This window comes from Microcoleus sp. A003_D6 (genome assembly GCF_036702825.1).
Lineage (GTDB): Bacteria > Cyanobacteriota > Cyanobacteriia > Cyanobacteriales > Microcoleaceae > Microcoleus.
The window spans coordinates 111,114-127,079 of the sequence record NZ_JAUBWA010000001.1 but is presented as its reverse complement, the minus strand read 5'-3'; the positions used below and the strand labels follow the sequence as shown (position 1 = coordinate 127,079).

General features: G+C 45.1%; 12 protein-coding genes. 6 read left to right on the top strand and 6 right to left on the bottom strand.

Features of this window, described 5'->3' with window-relative positions; genetic code table 11:
- Positions 1-49 precede the first annotated feature (49 nt).
- The gene (locus QUB70_RS00575; RefSeq protein WP_332977790.1) at positions 50-352 is read left to right on the top strand and encodes a Rieske (2Fe-2S) protein; all 303 of its coding nucleotides are present in this window, start codon (positions 50-52) and stop codon (positions 350-352) included.
- 258 nt (positions 353-610) lie between these two features.
- Here the strand turns inward: QUB70_RS00575 and QUB70_RS00570 are convergent, their stop codons facing one another.
- Together QUB70_RS00570 and xrtO are read right to left on the bottom strand one after the other, a co-directional pair.
- On the bottom strand, positions 611-3,469 hold the full coding sequence (locus tag QUB70_RS00570) for a TIGR02921 family PEP-CTERM protein (RefSeq protein ID WP_332977789.1): 2,859 nt from the start codon (positions 3,467-3,469) through the stop codon (positions 611-613).
- Positions 3,459-5,033: an exosortase O gene (xrtO, locus tag QUB70_RS00565; protein ID WP_332977788.1), complete on the bottom strand. Its 1,575-nt coding sequence runs from the start codon at positions 5,031-5,033 to the stop codon at positions 3,459-3,461. Before xrtO ends, QUB70_RS00570 begins: the two co-directional genes overlap by 11 nt.
- A 123-nt stretch (positions 5,034-5,156) precedes the next feature.
- On the opposite strand from xrtO, the gene smpB reads away from it, so the two are divergent.
- Complete coding sequence (smpB, locus tag QUB70_RS00560; RefSeq protein WP_332977787.1) at positions 5,157-5,624, top strand: SsrA-binding protein SmpB; 468 nt, start codon at positions 5,157-5,159, stop codon at positions 5,622-5,624.
- Positions 5,625-5,951: 327 nt separating this feature from the next.
- Here the strand turns inward: smpB and QUB70_RS00555 are convergent, their stop codons facing one another.
- Both QUB70_RS00555 and sir read right to left on the bottom strand, forming a co-directional pair.
- Entirely contained in the window at positions 5,952-6,719 is a 768-nt protein-coding gene (locus QUB70_RS00555; protein WP_332977785.1) for a 16S rRNA (uracil(1498)-N(3))-methyltransferase, read from the bottom strand.
- A 240-nt stretch (positions 6,720-6,959) separates the two neighbouring features.
- The gene (gene sir, locus QUB70_RS00550) at positions 6,960-8,948 is read right to left on the bottom strand and encodes a sulfite reductase, ferredoxin dependent (protein ID WP_332977784.1); all 1,989 of its coding nucleotides are present in this window, start codon (positions 8,946-8,948) and stop codon (positions 6,960-6,962) included.
- Positions 8,949-9,197: 249 nt separating this feature from the next.
- Here sir and QUB70_RS00545 point away from each other — a divergent pair, with 249 nt between their 5' ends.
- Entirely contained in the window at positions 9,198-9,446 is a 249-nt protein-coding gene (locus QUB70_RS00545; RefSeq protein WP_332977783.1) for a chlororespiratory reduction protein 7, read from the top strand.
- A 101-nt stretch (positions 9,447-9,547) separates the two neighbouring features.
- On the opposite strand, the gene QUB70_RS00540 is transcribed toward QUB70_RS00545, so the two are convergent.
- Positions 9,548-9,928, bottom strand: a complete 381-nt coding sequence (locus QUB70_RS00540; RefSeq protein ID WP_332977782.1) for a hypothetical protein — start codon at positions 9,926-9,928, stop codon at positions 9,548-9,550.
- A gap of 241 nt (positions 9,929-10,169) precedes the next feature.
- Complete coding sequence (locus QUB70_RS00535) at positions 10,170-11,345, bottom strand: glycosyltransferase family 4 protein (RefSeq protein ID WP_332977781.1); 1,176 nt, start codon at positions 11,343-11,345, stop codon at positions 10,170-10,172.
- 617 nt (positions 11,346-11,962) lie between these two features.
- Here QUB70_RS00535 and QUB70_RS00530 point away from each other — a divergent pair.
- The 3 genes from QUB70_RS00530 to QUB70_RS00520 all read left to right on the top strand — a co-directional run bounded on the left by QUB70_RS00530 (position 11,963) and on the right by QUB70_RS00520 (position 15,815).
- A complete protein-coding gene (locus QUB70_RS00530) occupies positions 11,963-13,009 on the top strand; it encodes an ABC transporter substrate-binding protein (protein WP_332977780.1) in 1,047 nt (348 codons plus the stop codon).
- A gap of 182 nt (positions 13,010-13,191) precedes the next feature.
- A complete protein-coding gene (locus QUB70_RS00525) occupies positions 13,192-14,814 on the top strand; it encodes a sugar ABC transporter ATP-binding protein (protein ID WP_332977779.1) in 1,623 nt (540 codons plus the stop codon).
- Complete coding sequence (locus tag QUB70_RS00520; protein ID WP_332977778.1) at positions 14,811-15,815, top strand: ABC transporter permease subunit; 1,005 nt, start codon at positions 14,811-14,813, stop codon at positions 15,813-15,815. The genes QUB70_RS00525 and QUB70_RS00520 overlap by 4 nt, the downstream gene beginning before the upstream one ends.
- Positions 15,816-15,966 lie beyond the last annotated feature (151 nt).

The following is a 15,966-nucleotide window of genomic DNA, read 5'->3' as shown; positions in this document are numbered from 1 at the left end:
AGGTTTTGCGTAAGTCTCGATAAAATTAATTGCGGAGAAAAAATATTTTATGTGGGTAGAGACAACAAGGCTAAATCAAGTTCCCGAATGGGGTGTATTGAAGGTAAAAGTTGAGGAAACTTCGCTGATTTTGAATCGCCAAGGTGCGAATGTCACTTGTTACCGCAATGCTTGCACTCATTTAGAATATCCGATCGATATGGGAAAAGTAAGTAATGGAATCATTACCTGTCCGTTTCACAAATTTCAGTTCGAGTTAGATACTGGTAAATGTTTGAATGCACCCAGCGATTCCCTAGAATCTTATCCGGTAAAGATTGAGGGCGAGATCGTTTTTGTCGATCTTGATTAGTAGACCTCTTGCAAAAATAACTAGGACGGGCTCTCCGGCCCATCCCACAAAATTTTTTTTCTTGTGGAATGGGCCGGAGAGCCCGTTCCAGAATTTGATTAAAAGGATTTTTGCAAGAGGTCTAGTCATGATTTACTCGTTTCCTCAGTCTTGGCGCGATGGCAAGAAACCGGGTTTCTGCGAGAATTTGGGCATCCTCACCGAGATTTGGTTAAGAAACCCGGTTTCTGAGTCTTTGCGCGATCGCACTTTTAACTTTCAACCTACCATTTTCGCGCGTCGCTGGCGGAGGAAAATCGCCAAAAGCCCGATCGCGCCAACCCCCAAAAGCAGCCATTCTTCCGGTTCGGGAACCCCTGAAACATTCAGAGGATTGTTCGGTTTAGTTAACTCCTCCTTACCCGATTCTACCTCGCGATCGAATCGATCGCTCTTAGCTTCCGCTGCTTTTAGCTGTTCCCTTTGCGCGTCATTAACCAACACAATCATCGAAGAATACGGCGTTACCACTTTAAAGGTTTTAGCCAGCGAGTGCATAGCATCCAATTGAATCAATTGATTGGAACTTTTCTGCTTGCTAAGTGCGGTTATCAACTGCCGCGCAGCTATAGGTTTAAAACCTTCATTTCGATCGTTTGTTATTCTCGGAACCGCTGCCGCCTTCGGAGTTTTGGCATAACTCCAAACATAGCCGTCAACAACATTAACTACAGATTTCCCCGATGCTGCTGTCGTCGCCACTCGCTGCATCGCCTCTTTCATCTCAGTAGCAACTCCGCCGCCGCTATCTTGAATCACCTTTAAAGTTGCGTCGTCGTAGCCCGGGGGCAAACCTCCCAAATGCACTATCCACAGCGGTGAGGACATGGAAATTGCGTTTTTGCGATCGTCGGATAATTCGTAAGTATGGCGATCGCTCACCAAAAATACAGTATCGTAAGTCTTATCACCGCGCAACTGTGCAAACTGTTGCAGTATATCCTTAAGTTGGATAGTACCGTACAGCGTTAACTTTGCAGCATCAAAACTGCGTAAATCTTCCACCAACTTAGGCCGCATTCCCGCAGCACTAGCCACATAAAAATCAACCGCATTTTCTGCTAAAGTATTGGCCTTCAACCATTCAAAAGTTTCCTTTACCGCCTTAGTTTCCGCCGCCATACTGCGGGAAGTATCGAGAATCAATGCAAAGTTTTTTCCCTGCGGCAGCGAATAATTTGCATCAACCAGCGGCTTAGCTGAAATCGTATTTCCTCCCAGTAAATTCGCGATTCGGGGTATTGGTTGCTGCTGCGAAACTGCGGTTACAAATGCCGGCAGCCAAGTATCTTTGGCCTCTTTACCGCTGTATTTAATCTCTTTGCCCGCTATAACTCGGCGAGTATTTTGATTCCAAAAAATGTTGCGTTTTTCGGCCAAAACAGGCATCGCCCAACCCTGCGGCTGGCGCATAACTTTGTAAGCAAGCCACAGGTGCATTTCTTTGGGCCCGTCAGTTTGCGTGAATTCTCGTTTAACCGGAATTGGAAAAGCCCGCAAGCGGTATTGTTTCGGGCCAATTTGTTCTAGCAAAGCCGGATCTACCCTTTCTACCACCTGCTGGTTGTAAACTTGCTGCGCGGCACCGCGAGGCGATACAGTAAAGACAAAACGCTTGTTCAAATCGCCACTATCGCCCAGCCAAATTCCTGTAACTGCGGCGCTTTCCGGCAGGGAAAAGTAGTAGAATACTTCTTGCAAATTCGGTGTTTGATTTTGGTAAACTTCGTAGAGTTGAACGTCAGCCCAGTCGCCGTTTTCTGTGACTGTAACTTCTTGCGATTCCAGCCATACTTTTTCCTGATTGACATTTAGCAAACCAGCTTTAGCTTCTTCCCGGTTAGATGTTGACTGCACCGCGTGCTTTACTGCTGCTGCGTCACCTTTTTGAATTTCGGTATCGAAGAATTCGCCGTAGAGTTTTTCGGCTTTTTTAACATCGGAACTAGAACCTTGATACAAAAACGGCGACATTAAATAATTGTAGCTATTCTGTATGCTCCGAGCCGCTGAATCTGGCAAACTCAAAGTATTTTTGTACATCTCATAAATGTGGTTGTTTTCTCCCACAGTGCTGAGGTAGCGGTAAGGAGATAAATAAGCGTTAACTAAGCCCGATCGCATAATATCAGATTTGGCTAACAAAGTTTGGCGAACAGTGTCATTTGCTGCGGGAGTCGCCAACATTTTCAGTGCTTGAACTTGCGGCTGCTGCTGCAAAGCGGAGAAAATCGCCAGCCAAGCTGCTATTACTCCCAAGCTTCCCATTATTGCCTGATTTTTCCCGTATTGGGAACTGAAACTTTGCAATATTTTGCGTCCTGATTGGATGTAGAGAAAGCCGTAAAGCGAAGGCATTGCCACAAATAGACTACAGCTTGCACAAAACAGAACTAATGACAAAAGCAGCCACATAGTTCCACTAAAAAAACCGTATTTTAACATATCTAAAATTGGTGCAACCCATGTAAAACCAAAGAATACAGTAACTGTAATAATTGCCAGGGGTAGAGCATAAAACATCAGCATTGTTGCCGCCCAAACTCCAACCAGCAACATTAAACTGTGGCATCCTAACTGCAACCACGCTTTCGTTTTTTCTCCTATTAATTGCGTCCAACGCGGCTTTGTATTGTTGGCAGCTTGAGAGTCTAAAATATTTTGATTGTTTTCTATTTTTCCTAAATATCCGTACAGTATTTCTACTAAAAATGCTGCAATGCACAAGACTATTGTACCGATAATTTGGGAGCTAGCTGGAGTCAGTTCTCGCAGCACGAACAGCCGGAGCAAGCACAGCAAAAACAATGGCGCTTCTACGCCGTAAAACAAGCGCATTAGCTGTAGCGGCTGCTTTTTAAAACGCATTGCTCCTATTAGCGTACAAGCTGTTGGAACTGCGATTAAAGCTGTTAAGGTTAACGAAAATTCAAGCGGAATAAAGCCGTCAATTGTTGCCATAATTAATGGCCCTGCTAAGACAGGCAAAATCCCTAAATAAACAATCGATAAAAACGTCAAGTTCCACAGCCAAAAAATGGCGTAAAAAATAGCATTAAACCCCTGCTTAATTTTCATATTTTGCTCCTTTTAAGCTTTGTTGGACGGCATCGTGTACATTGGAAGCAAAGTCTTGCACCTCATTGTTTTCAGGATTTACGGAACTGTCAAAGAGAATGGAAACTAGCACCCAATTATGATTTTTTTGGGTGATATCGCTGCGGATGCGCGATAAAAAGTTATCGGTAGTTTGCTGCGGAGATTGCAGCCAGTATGCAGCAGATAGTTGATTGTCTTTGAGAGACAGCCAGCGCGCTGTTACAGCAGGAGTTAGCTGTTTTCTTTCTATGCGATTGACGGGAATGCCGCTGGCTACAAAACACAGCTCCGGTGCGTGATAAGTCTGCCAAGATGTGCTGGCCACTGTGAGCATGGAACCGCGCAAGTTGCCTGAAACAAATCTCTTTTTTTCGGTTTTCGTGGCTGGGTAATTGCCAAAGAATCGTTGTTCGCTGGCATTTAGGGGAATTGATTCGGATAGGATTTGTTCGGGAAATTTCAGGGGGGCGATCGCCATTTTTTCCGTTTCTACATGAGACAGTTGAGAAATTACTGCCAAAATTGTTACTGCTGCAATTAGTCCGGGTTTTGCCAGAGGCTGATTTTTGAGAATTTCTGAGCTGGGTTTTGCGGAAATATTGCTGGCTTTTTCTGACTTAAATTTCGGTACTCGTTGCAACATCAACCACGCCGCCAAACAAGCACTGACTAAACCCACAATTCCCAGGGGAACGTGAATAATTTGTGCGACTGTTTGCTGCTTAAAAACTTCTGAAATTACGATTAACGCTGCAACCCGCGCAGCATTAGCAGACACCAACATTAAGAAATTAGCAGCGCATACAGCTAGCCATTTTAAACCTAATTGACGCCCTTCCAGCCAGGTAGCAGCTAGCAAAAATAGCGTTCCCACTAAGAGAGTTTTAATGCCGCTGCAAGGCACGTCAACGTGAGCGATGCCGTTTTCCAAAACGATGATATCGTAAGAAGAAATAGCCCGGATTTGGAAAGCACAGAGCAATTGTTCTACTACCTGAGCAGTCAGCACTCGCGCCGGCAAACCCAATCCGCTATTAAGCTGAGTGTTGAAGGGTAAAATACAAGCCAGCAAGCCAGCAACTGGCAAGTTTTTTTGCCAAAAATTCGGATTTGCAAACAAGCCCCACAGCCCGTAAGTTCCGAGGATAAATAGCAGTACGGTAACTTGTTTGATATCAATTATCCACTGAACGGCGATCGAGCAAATACCCGCGCCCAACATCAACAGCAGCGGAGATCGCCTCAAAACGAAATTTGGCGAAAATGCGGGCGGGCGATCCTCTTCGAGGGCTGCGCTAACGGAGTTAAGAGTCGATCGCACTACTAATGCTACAATCAGAAAACCAATTACTATCTTGTACAGTGTCGGTATCTCAACAAACGAGGATAACAGCCACTTAACTGCCGAGATATTGGCCCAAAACCAAGCAAGCGTCAGAAAAAAAGGAGCCAGCCAAACCAAATTTACCGCAGGATGGGGAGTAACAGAATCAGTAATTCCAGAATCAGGAATATTGGTGCGCTGCATGATACCGCTTGACATTCACGTTGGTGACATCTTAGCTCAGCAAAATTGGTAATGCCTAGACCTGTAATTTAAGTTTTGTCAAGCTTCTATTTTCTTTACAGAGAAGCTAGCCTTATAATGATTTTAGCGGAGGTAAAAATGAGCGAAAAAAGCCCAGGATACAAAATTGTTAGCGATAACCGACAAGCGCGCCATCTCTATGAAATTATAGAGACATACCAAGTGGGAATCGAGTTGAAGGGAACTGAAGTCAAATCAATTCGGGAAGGAAAAGCCAATTTGCGGGACGGATATGGCTTAGTTCGGAACGGCGAACTTTGGCTGATCAACGTTCATATTTCGCCCTGGAGAAGTGCTAGTAACTATTTTAATCACGAGCCCCGCCGCACCCGTAAATTGCTGATGCACAAGCAGGAAATTCGCAAATTAATCGGCAAAGTTGAAGAAAAAGGTTTGACTTTGGTGCCATTAAAAATGTATTTGAAAGGCGGCTGGGTTAAACTTGATATCGGTTTGGGGAAAGGCAAAAAACTGTATGACAAGCGCGAAGATTTGAAAAAACGCGAAGATAAGCGGGATATAGAAAGAGCGATGAAGCAATTTTAGTCATCAGTCATCAGTCATCAGTCATCAGTCATCAGTCATCAGTCATTAGTCATCAGTCATTAGTCCTCAGCCATCTCTGAAAAATAAAGTTAAACCCTTGCTACTCCAAGGTTTAGATTGAATTTATGGAGATGTCTATTAGTCATTAGTCATTGATTATTTTAGATCGATTCGGGTTAATTACTCATCATAAAATTGTTCGATAAGCTGTTGTGCATTTAAATTGTATATTTCGAGTCCCGATCGAAAATCGTCAAATCCTCTCCCCCTCTCCCCTTCTCCCCCTCTCCCTCTCTAATACCATAGGCAATCTAGATGCAACACAGCTTAGCACTTCTCCCATGCCGCGGCCACCAACGACAAAGCCACAATCGGTGCTGTCACTGCTCTTAAAATTCTACTACCTAAAGAAACAGCTTCAAAACCCAATTCGATCGCCCTTTTCACCTCACCCTCCGTCCATCCACCCTCCGGCCCAACAGCAATCACAATCGCTAATTCTTCCCCATCTTCCTCGCCCCTTATTAAGGGGGACTGAAGAGGTTCTAAACTGACCAAACAATCCCACAAATGCCGATTATCCCCGCGAGCAACACAAATAAATCGATATTTTTGACCGCAATCTTTGATAGCAACATCAAACGAAACAGGCTCTAAAATAGTCGGCACAAATTGGCGTTCCGACTGTTCCGCCGCCTCCGCAGCAATCCTTCTCCACCGATCGACCTTTTGAGGGCTCGGTTTCAGCAAAGTGCGATCGCTCGTCACCGGCACAATACTTGCCACACCCAACTCCGCCGCCTGTCTCACAACCTCGTCAAACCCGTTTCCCTTGGGCAAGGCCGCCATCAAAGTCACCTCGACACCAAGCTCCCTGTTAACCGCAATTTCTTCGGTTATCGACGCAATTAACCCGGTTTCCTGGGTTTCTAGAACTGCTAACCACCAATGTCCTCGGCCGTCCATCGCAATAAATCGATCGCTATTATTCAACCGCAACACTCGATGTAAATAATGCTGTTGTTCGGGGGTTAGGTCGATTTTGCGATCGTAAATTTGAGCCGGATTTACTGCTAATCTTTGTAATTGAGGCATTGAATTTTAGATTGCTCGTTTTATATTAGATTTTTTTTTATTTAACCGCAGAGAACGCAGAGAACGCTGAGGAAGAGAGGAAGAGAAGAGATAGGTTTTTTGTTTGTAAGTTGAAAGGCAAAGCATTTACAACCAGATTTATGTTAAAAATCCAGTTTTTTTCTGCAAATGCTCTGCCCTTATGTTATTTTTGCGTGAAGTCTATTAGATGCGAGCAAAAATTAAAAATTGAAACTCGGCTTATGCTTCCTCCTTAATCTTCTTCAAATAAGTGGAAATCGCCTCTGTAGCTAGCTGCGTGATTGGCTTGCCCTGACGGGCTGCTTCTTCTTTGAGCTCATTGTAAATTTCATCGCGGACGCTAATTCGGCGGCGGACTTTGCCACCAGCAGCGACTGTCTCGTTTCCGTCATCGTTACTAGACGTAACTTCTAATTCATTAATCTCAGTTGTCATCGAGGAAGTAGATTGGTAGTTGGTTACAAATTGACGGATAGATTCTAACCCGACGCGATCGCAAAAATTGCCAAAACTCTCACTCTGTTGCCGTTTTTGCTTAAAATAAACAAAAACCGGCTCCAGAAAAGCTTCAAAATCATTGACGTGCAGCTTTTCTTCAATTGGTTTTGCCAGCCTCGTTTGATTGGGAGAACCCCCCAGCCAAATCTGGTAAGATTCCGGCGAACTCCCGACAAACCCCAATTCTGCCATATAAGGGCGGGCGCATCCATTGGGGCAACCCGTCATCCGCACCACAAAATGTTCGTCTTTTAAGCCAACTTTGGTCAAAAGCGCCCGAATTCGCTCTAAGATGCTGGGAATCACGCGCTCTGACTCGGTAATCGCCAGCCCGCAAGTCGGCATTGCCGGACAAGCCATAGCATACCGCACTAAGGGATCGATCGCAGTTTCACCCTGAATGCCGCAGCGCGAGAGAATACCCTGAATGTCCTGTTTGATTTCTGGCGAAATTTCGTAAATCAACACGTTTTGGTGCGGTGTCACCAGCATCGGCAAGTTGTATTTCTGCACGATTTCCCGCAAAGCTGTTTTTAGCTGGAACGAACCTTCATCTTTAATCCGGCCGTTGTCTACAGAAATGCCGACGAACAGTTTGCCGTCTCCTTGTTCGTGCCACCCCAAGAAATCGAAATACTTCCATTCTGGCAAGGGTTTAAACGCTGCTAGCGGCTTGCCAAAATACTCGGCCACTTTGTCTTTAAACCACTGTACGCCTTTGTCGTTAATCAGGTACTTTAAGCGGGCGTGCCGCCTGTCTGTGCGATCGCCAAAATCTCTTTGAGTTGCTACAATTGCCTTGACCAAATCGTAAACATCATCCTTGTCCACATAGCAAATCTCATCAGCCACCCGCGCAAAAGTCTCTTCTTTATTGTGAGTGCGGCCCAAACCGCCGCCGGCAAACACGTCAAAACCTTGCAACTCCCCAGCTTCATTGGTAAATACTACCAAGCTCAAATCTTGAGAGTACAAATCAACCGAATTGTCTCCCGGCACTGTCACGGAACATTTGAACTTCCGCGGCATATAATGGCTGCCGTAAATCGGTTCTTCCTTGTCGTCGCTAAAGATTGTGCCGTTGCCGTTTCGCTGTCTGGCGGCCTTGACAGCAGGGTCTTCCTCAGCCGAAACTGCCTTTTCGCCGTCGAGCCAAATTTCGTAATAAGCACCGGTTTGCGGTGTCAGCAAATCGGCGACATTGTTGGCGTATTTGAGCGCATACTGGTATTCTGGGCGATTTTTGTACGGTGCTGGCGGTGCCATGACGTTGCGGTTCAAGTCGCCGCAAGCTCCCAAGGTTGACCCCATATTTTTAATAATTGAGGAAAACACTGTTTTAAGATTTTTTTTCAACACGCCGTGAATTTGGAAGCCTTGGCGCGTCGTGACGCGCAGCGTGTGGTTGCCGTATTCTTCGGATAGCTTGTCTAAGGCCAAGTATAGCTGCGGCGGAACGAACCCGCCGGGATTGCGGGTGCGGAGCATGAACTGATAGTCTTTTTCTTGTCCTTTAACTCGATTGTCGCGGTTGTCTTGCTGGTACGACCCGTGAAATTTGAGAATCTGAATTCCCTCTTCGGTGAGGTGGGTAGTTTCTTGTAAGAGTTCAGTCGCAACGGGTTCTCGCAAATAGTTGCTCCGTTCTTTGAGACCTTCTGATTTAGAGGGCTTGCGCGCAACAGGGGTTGAAGTGGAAGATGTAATCATGGGAATGTATAGTGTCCGTTATAATTAGATCGGGATCGGTCGAATATTTCTTGAGTTGACAAATTTCCTCAGAAGTGCTGGATCGGCTTGGTTAACAACTAAGTTAATAACGGTAATCCGATAGGAATTCTGATGGTGTTTAATTGTAACACGATCGCTCAGGGGCCTTGCAGCTCTAAATAAGACTTTATAGTTCGATCGGCTAACTGCACGAAACTTTACAAATACTTAATCTCAACATCTGAAACTATGTCACTGTATGACGAAGATACCTTTGTAGTGTTAGAAACAAACCAGCCGGAGCAGTTCGTAACGGCGGCAGAACTATTAGAAAAGCTGAAAGCAGTCTTAGCTTCTGGACAAGAAGATTTGCCGCGGGATGTGCAAAAATTCTCTTCTGTGGAAGCTCAAGCTAAGTATTTAATTGATACTTATTGCGAATTAGATGTCGGCCCTGGACAGTTTTTGCAGTGGTACGCAGTGCGTCTAGAAAAGTAATTTGGGGAATTGGAAATTGGGAATTGACAACAGTTAACAGTCAACCGTCAACCGTCAACAATTCTTCAATCCAAAATCCAAAATCCAAAATCCAAAATCGATTAATCTTCCAACTGTTGAACCGATGATACTTCAACTGCGGTAACATCGATCGTACCGGGCGGAGTCAAGCGGTAAAAATGACCTTGTTCTATTTTCAGAGGTTCGCCGCAGTTGGCACACTGACACTGAGTTTGATTTAAAGCTGTAAATTCGTATTGACAAACTGGACACTTGTCCTCAACTAAATTGCGTTTCAGCCACCACTGAAGTCCGAAAAATGCGACCACAGGTGTCAGCAGCAAAAAACCTACTAGAATTAAAATTGATTTTACCACCCAACCCAAACCAATTGACACCAACACGCACGCGATGAGTAGCAGTACCAGCCAATTGCTAACAGCGGGTAGCTTTAAAGAGATTTTGGGGGTGCGTTGGTTCACGGTGTTCTCCTTGGTTGTCTTTGCAGGCAGGCATAGCTGTATCCTACTCAGAAATTCACGCAGTTGTTCGAGTTAACCTTCCCATTGTACACGCAGAAACCGCTCTCTACGTTATAAGTTAATCTGAGTCAGTCAATTTTAGATTTTAGATTTTAGATTTTAGATTTACTCCACAGATTAATCGGGGAGCAGGAACCTTAGTCTAAAATTTTAGGACATCCACTTCTGGCGTCGAGGGCTTTTAACCGTTTTTGGGCGTGTCAGAGGCTTGAAAAATTTCTTCTAAGGATTGACAAAGGGATTCAAAACTAAATCTGGCGAGGGTTTGTTCCCTCAAGAAGTCGCGATCGCACCTTTTATCCTTTCCCTTCAGCATTTCGATACAAGCAACCGCTACTGCTGCCGAATCTCGGTGAGGAACTCGCCATCCCAGTTTACCATCTTGCAGCGGATCTGCCGATCCGTCCGCATCTCCTGCGAGCACTGGTACTCCGCAAGCCAGCGCTTCTAAATAAACTATGCCAAATCCTTCCTGGGAAGGCATCACGCAAGCATCCGCAAGCCGATAATGTGCTGCTAAATTTTCAGTCGCTACAAAACCGGCAAATATTACTCTTTCAGCAACTCCCAAATCTGCCGCGAGTTGGGCTAACCTCGATCGATCGTCTCCTCTGCCAATAACTAAGTATTTCACATTGGGAAACGTTTTTGCGATTTGCGGCAAAGCTTGAATTGTGACATCGACGCCTTTGTAAATATCGGTCGATCGCAATCTTGCCACTGTTATCAATATTTTAGCATTAATGAGATTATATTGTTTTAATAAATGTTGCGATTTTGGGCCGATTGTAAATATATTCCCATCTACCGTACAAGGCACTATGGGGAATTTTTCTGGATTTAAGTTGTTAATTTGGCAAGTACGCGCGGCGAAGCTATCCCGTAGGGAATCGCGCGTGTACCTGCTAATTGTCCAAATGCTGTCCGCTTGTCTCATTGCTGTTTGATATTTCGGAGCCAGCGGTTCCCACACTTCCTTGCCGTAAGTTAAAATTGTATAGGGAATTCCCAGCGGCCTGCACAAAGTTTGAATCAGCGGTGCGAGGTTGATGTGACCGCAAAAAACTCGCTGCGGTCGTTTTTGCACCAAGCAACTTAGCAATATTGTAGCAAACTTAAGACGACCCAACCAAGGACGATCGGTTTTGAGGTAATAAAATTTAATATTTTTTGACTGGTAAGGATTCTTGCAGTCTGGAGAATCTCGCAACAGCAAAACTTGAGCTTGCGGCGGAGAGTTTGCCGCTGCGGTTAATGACACGTAAGCTTTCAGGATGTCTCGAACGTAGGATTGAATCCCGCCTTCGCTGGAAAATATTTCTAAGAAGCAGAATAGGTAATTTGTCGTCGATCGCATCTCAGATTTACGCCTTGAGGGCGCAGACAATTATTGCTGTAATATGACTTTGCGAAAAAAGGGCAATTACAGTTTACTATAATCGACCCTGATGGACTCTAAACTTAATGAATTTTTACAATCTCCTACACCGAGCAAACTTTAAGAATTATTGAGTTAGCGGAATCAGACCAGAATGCGGGTTATTATTATCAGTGCCGATATAGAGGATCGGATATTTAGTTTTTGGTAGAAGTATTGTCTATCCAAAGATAGATATTAAGCCTCTGTTTAACTGTTAGGATAAACCAAGATAGAGAGCTAAATTAAATATGACTCGCTCGGGTTTTAAAAGCAAGTTGTGAAATATTTTGTCAAAAATTGTCTCTTAAAAGTTTTCTTGAAGATTGAAAAAAAGAATGCTCTTCAAGCATTTAATACATTCAAGCATCGTTGATTTTATTGGCAGCTAGGACAGAGATTTATATTCGTATTTCTTCTGTTCGCACAAGCAGTCTAGCGAGCCGATCGAGAAAATTTTACGAGCGCAAAAGAAACAAGGTATCGTACAATCCTGTACGGGGAAAATCCTGTTACCTAAAACATTAGGTATTCGAGCTGAAACCTGACAAAAGCTAATGTTAGGTTGGCAACGTCATATTTGCAAGCGACTCTCTCCAAACGACCATTCATTGGAGTTTGAGGTGAAACGAGTAACGATCGCACTCAGTCTTTTCAGTCTACTCAGCAGCACTCTGGCAAGTTGCACGGCAGCTTCCCAGAACGCTCAAAACAGCACGCAACAAAGCAACTCCCAACTTTCATCAGTTGCGGTAGCAGTCCGCGACCTCGGCAATCCATTCTTCGTACAAGTTGGCAAGGGCGCCGAGGCCGAAGCCAAGAAAATCGGCGGTGCAAACGTGAGGACAACTCTCGTTTCCAGCGGCGACGATTTAAATCAGCAATTCAATCAAATTGAAAACTTTATTGCCTCTAAGGTCAGCATGATTGTACTCAATGCTGCGGACACAAAAGGCATTGCCCCCGCTGTCGAAAAAGCCAAGCAAGCCGGAATTCCGATAATTGCAGTTGATACCGCTGCCGATGGAGGCGTTGATGCCACAGTTACTTCAAATAACGTGCAAGCTGGCGAAGTAAGCTGTCAATATATAGCCGATCGCTTGCAAGGAAAAGGCACCGTGGTGATTATCAACGGGCCTCCCGTCGCTTCAGTGGTCGAGCGAGTTCAGGGGTGCCAGAAAGTCTTCTCCAAATATCCCGATCTCAAAGTTCTGTCCAAAGATCAGAACGCAGAAGGCAGCCGCGATGGCGGGCTGAGAGTGATGAGCGATTTGCTTACTTCCTTCCAAAAAATAGATGCTGTTTTTGCAATTAATGACCCCTGTGCCATTGGTGCAGAATTAGCCGCCAAACAGGCACAAAGAAGCGAATTCTTTATTGTTGGAGTTGATGGTGCACCAGAAGCTTTAGATGCGCTCAAGCAGAACAACAGTCTATTTGTGGCTACGGCAGCTCAAGATCCATTTCGCATGGCAGCCAAGGCTGTTGAAGTCGGGAACAACATTCTGAAAGGAAAGAAGCCAGCCAATCCAAACATTTTGATTCCAGTTGCGCTGATTACTCGCGAAAATGTCGATCGACATAAAGGCTGGACAAGTGAGTGACCTTCTTCGTGTCAAGTTAAAACTAAAACCCTTGAGGAATCCCGTTTTTCCCCGAGTCTAGATCCCCCTAAATCCCCCTTAAGAAGGGGGACTTTGAGAAGAATCTTCTCCCCCCCCTTAAGAAGGGGGGCTAGGGGGGATCTAAGTTTAATAGTCAAGCAGATTTCCTTACGGTATTTACGATGGTAAATAGCACTAAAAATTCAATCCAAACCAAGCCCGTCCTCGAAATGCAAGGTATTAAAAAAACCTTTAACGGTTTTACAGCCTTGCACGATGTAAATATCACAGTTTACCCGGGCGAAGTCCACGCCCTGATGGGGGAAAACGGTGCGGGCAAAAGTACGCTGATGAAAATTCTGGCGGGAGCCTACATAGCCGATGCAGGCGAAATCAGAATTGACGGTCAAGCTGTTAAGATGACAGACCCCGCTCAAGCTAGAGATTTGGGAATAGCCATTATTTATCAAGAGCTGAATCTCGCCCCCAATCTAACAGTTGCTGAAAACATTTTTATGGGTAGCGAGCTTACCAAAGGAGGTACTCTCCTTGACCAAGATGGAATGCGGCGTAGGGCCGCTGAGGTATTAACAAACCTCGACGCAAGTTTTGATGCTGGAGACCTGGTTTCCACACTTTCCATTGCCGAACAGCAGCAAGTGGAAATAGCTAGGGCGCTCAAACACAATAGCCGAATTTTAGTGATGGACGAGCCGACGGCCACGCTTTCAGACCGCGAAACAGATAAGCTTTTTGAAGTGGTTCGCCGCTTGCGGAATGAGGGCATTGCTATTATTTATATCAGCCACAGAATGGCAGAAATTTATGCCCTGGCCGATCGCGTGAGCGTCATCCGAGATGGCGGATATATTGGCTCTCTGGAAAAGCACGAAATTTCTGCCGATCGCCTGGTAGAAATGATGGTGGGTCGTTCTTTACAGGATTTGTACGAACACAAGCATCAAACAACACGCGGTGCAGTTGTTCTTGAGGTAAAAAACTTAAGCGACGGTCGCAAAGTAAAGCCTGCCACTTTTCAACTTCATGCGGGCGAGATTGTGGGTTTAGCGGGTTTAGTTGGCGCGGGCAGAACAGAACTTGCCCGCCTGATTTTTGGTGCAGATCGAAAGACAAGCGGTGAAATAAAACTGGAAGGTCGTCATCTCAATATTTCTGAACCCACCAATGCAATTGAATCAGGAATTGCCTATGTACCCGAAGATATCAAAGAGCGGCCTTCATTAAACATCTTGAGCCCAGATGATGCAATTGAAGCAGGAATTGCCTATGTACCCGAAGACCGCAAAAATCTAGGTTTATTTCTAGACATGAGTTCGGGGGAAAATATCACGCTAAATATTTTGGATCGAGAGACAAAAGCTGGCATAATCAATTCCAAAAACCTGGCCAGAGTTGTGACTGATGCTATTAAAGACTTAGGCATTCGTCTTGCCAGTCCCAGCATCAGGGCAATGGATTTGTCTGGGGGAAATCAGCAGAAGTTATTACTAGCACGTTGGTTAGCCATTAAGCCAAAGGTACTTTTGCTTGATGAACCGACGCGGGGTGTGGATATTGGCGCAAAAAGCGAAATTTATCGAATTATTAGCGATTTGGCAGCACAGGGTGTAGCTATTTTGATGATTTCCAGCGAGTTGCCGGAAATTGTGGGAATGAGCGATCGCGTCTTAGTGATGCGATCGGGAAGCCTCGTCGGTGAAGTAGGCGGATCGACTGGGGAAGCAATTACGCAAGAGAACATTATGGCTTATGCCACAGGGGCAACAGAGGTAAAAAAATCATGAGTCAAACAGAAGTAAAAAGCACCAGAAATCAATCAAGCGATCGCCAAAAAGCAAGTAAAGCTCAAGCTTGGAGAAATTTTATCCAAGTGGCCGGTATCCTGCCGATTTTGCTTGCCATCTGTATAATTTTTTCCTTGGTAACGCCCAACTTTCTTTCATTAGGAAATTTGATCAATGTCATTCGGCAAGCATCGATCAATATTGTCCTTGCTACCGGCATGACTTTTGTGATTTTGACGGGCGGCATTGACCTTTCAGTCGGGTCAATTTTGGGCGTGACGGCAGTTGTCGGGGTGCTGGTTTCTTTAGTCCCAGGTCTGGGTTGGTTTGCCGTACCGGCTGCGTTAATAGCGGGAATCTGTTTGGGATTGATTAACGGTTCGCTAGTTGCCTATTTAGGTTTGCCTCCGTTTATCGTAACCCTCGGTTCTTACACTGCTTTGCGGGGAGTTGCTTATTTAGTAGCTAACGGCACTACAGTTATCAATAGAAATCTGAATTTTGCTTGGATAGGTAACAGCTATGTCGGCCCAATTCCCTGGTTAGTTATTATCGCTTTTCTGGCAGTTTTAGCAAGTTGGTTTGTCTTGCGGCGGACTGTTCTGGGGAGGCATATTTATGCTGTGGGTGGCAACATTCGGGCAGCACGATTGACAGGTATTAAGGTGAGTCGGGTGCTGTTGTTTGTTTACGGTGTTAGCGGGTTGCTTTCTGGTTTAGGCGGCATTATGAGCGCGTCGCGCCTCTACAGTGCGACGGGGATGTTGGGGCAAGGCTACGAATTAGATGCGATCGCTGCTGTAATTTTGGGAGGAACGAGTTTCACAGGTGGAATTGGCACTATTTGGGGTACTTTGCTGGGGGCTTTAATTATTGCCCTGCTCAATAATGGGCTAACTCTGATGAATGTGTCTTTTTTCTGGCAGTTGGTTGTCAAAGGTTTGGTGATAATTATTGCTGTGACGATCGACAAAGTTCGCACCGGTTCAAGCGCAGCGTAGGGGAAGTTCGGCAACGGATTTTGTAACGGATTTAACGGATGTAACTGAGATATTGCACCTTTCTCAATTACTTGTTTAGGAACGGGCAAGATGCCCGTTCCACAAAGAGTGAATTTTATTGTGGAAGGGGCAAGATGCTTGTTTAGAAACG

Excerpts from the sequence above, each read along its gene's own strand:
- QUB70_RS00575 (WP_332977790.1), top strand. The coding sequence starts at position 50 with ATGTGGGTAGAGACAACAAGGCTAAATCAAGTTCCCGAATGGGGTGTA.
- QUB70_RS00570 (WP_332977789.1), bottom strand. The coding sequence starts at position 3,469 with ATGAAAATTAAGCAGGGGTTTAATGCTATTTTTTACGCCATTTTTTGG.
- xrtO (WP_332977788.1), bottom strand. The coding sequence starts at position 5,033 with ATGTCAAGCGGTATCATGCAGCGCACCAATATTCCTGATTCTGGAATT.
- smpB (WP_332977787.1), top strand. The coding sequence starts at position 5,157 with ATGAGCGAAAAAAGCCCAGGATACAAAATTGTTAGCGATAACCGACAA.
- QUB70_RS00555 (WP_332977785.1), bottom strand. The coding sequence starts at position 6,719 with ATGCCTCAATTACAAAGATTAGCAGTAAATCCGGCTCAAATTTACGAT.
- sir (WP_332977784.1), bottom strand. The coding sequence starts at position 8,948 with ATGATTACATCTTCCACTTCAACCCCTGTTGCGCGCAAGCCCTCTAAA.
- QUB70_RS00545 (WP_332977783.1), top strand. The coding sequence starts at position 9,198 with ATGTCACTGTATGACGAAGATACCTTTGTAGTGTTAGAAACAAACCAG.
- QUB70_RS00535 (WP_332977781.1), bottom strand. The coding sequence starts at position 11,345 with ATGCGATCGACGACAAATTACCTATTCTGCTTCTTAGAAATATTTTCC.
- QUB70_RS00530 (WP_332977780.1), top strand. The coding sequence starts at position 11,963 with ATGTTAGGTTGGCAACGTCATATTTGCAAGCGACTCTCTCCAAACGAC.
- QUB70_RS00525 (WP_332977779.1), top strand. The coding sequence starts at position 13,192 with ATGGTAAATAGCACTAAAAATTCAATCCAAACCAAGCCCGTCCTCGAA.
- QUB70_RS00520 (WP_332977778.1), top strand. The coding sequence starts at position 14,811 with ATGAGTCAAACAGAAGTAAAAAGCACCAGAAATCAATCAAGCGATCGC.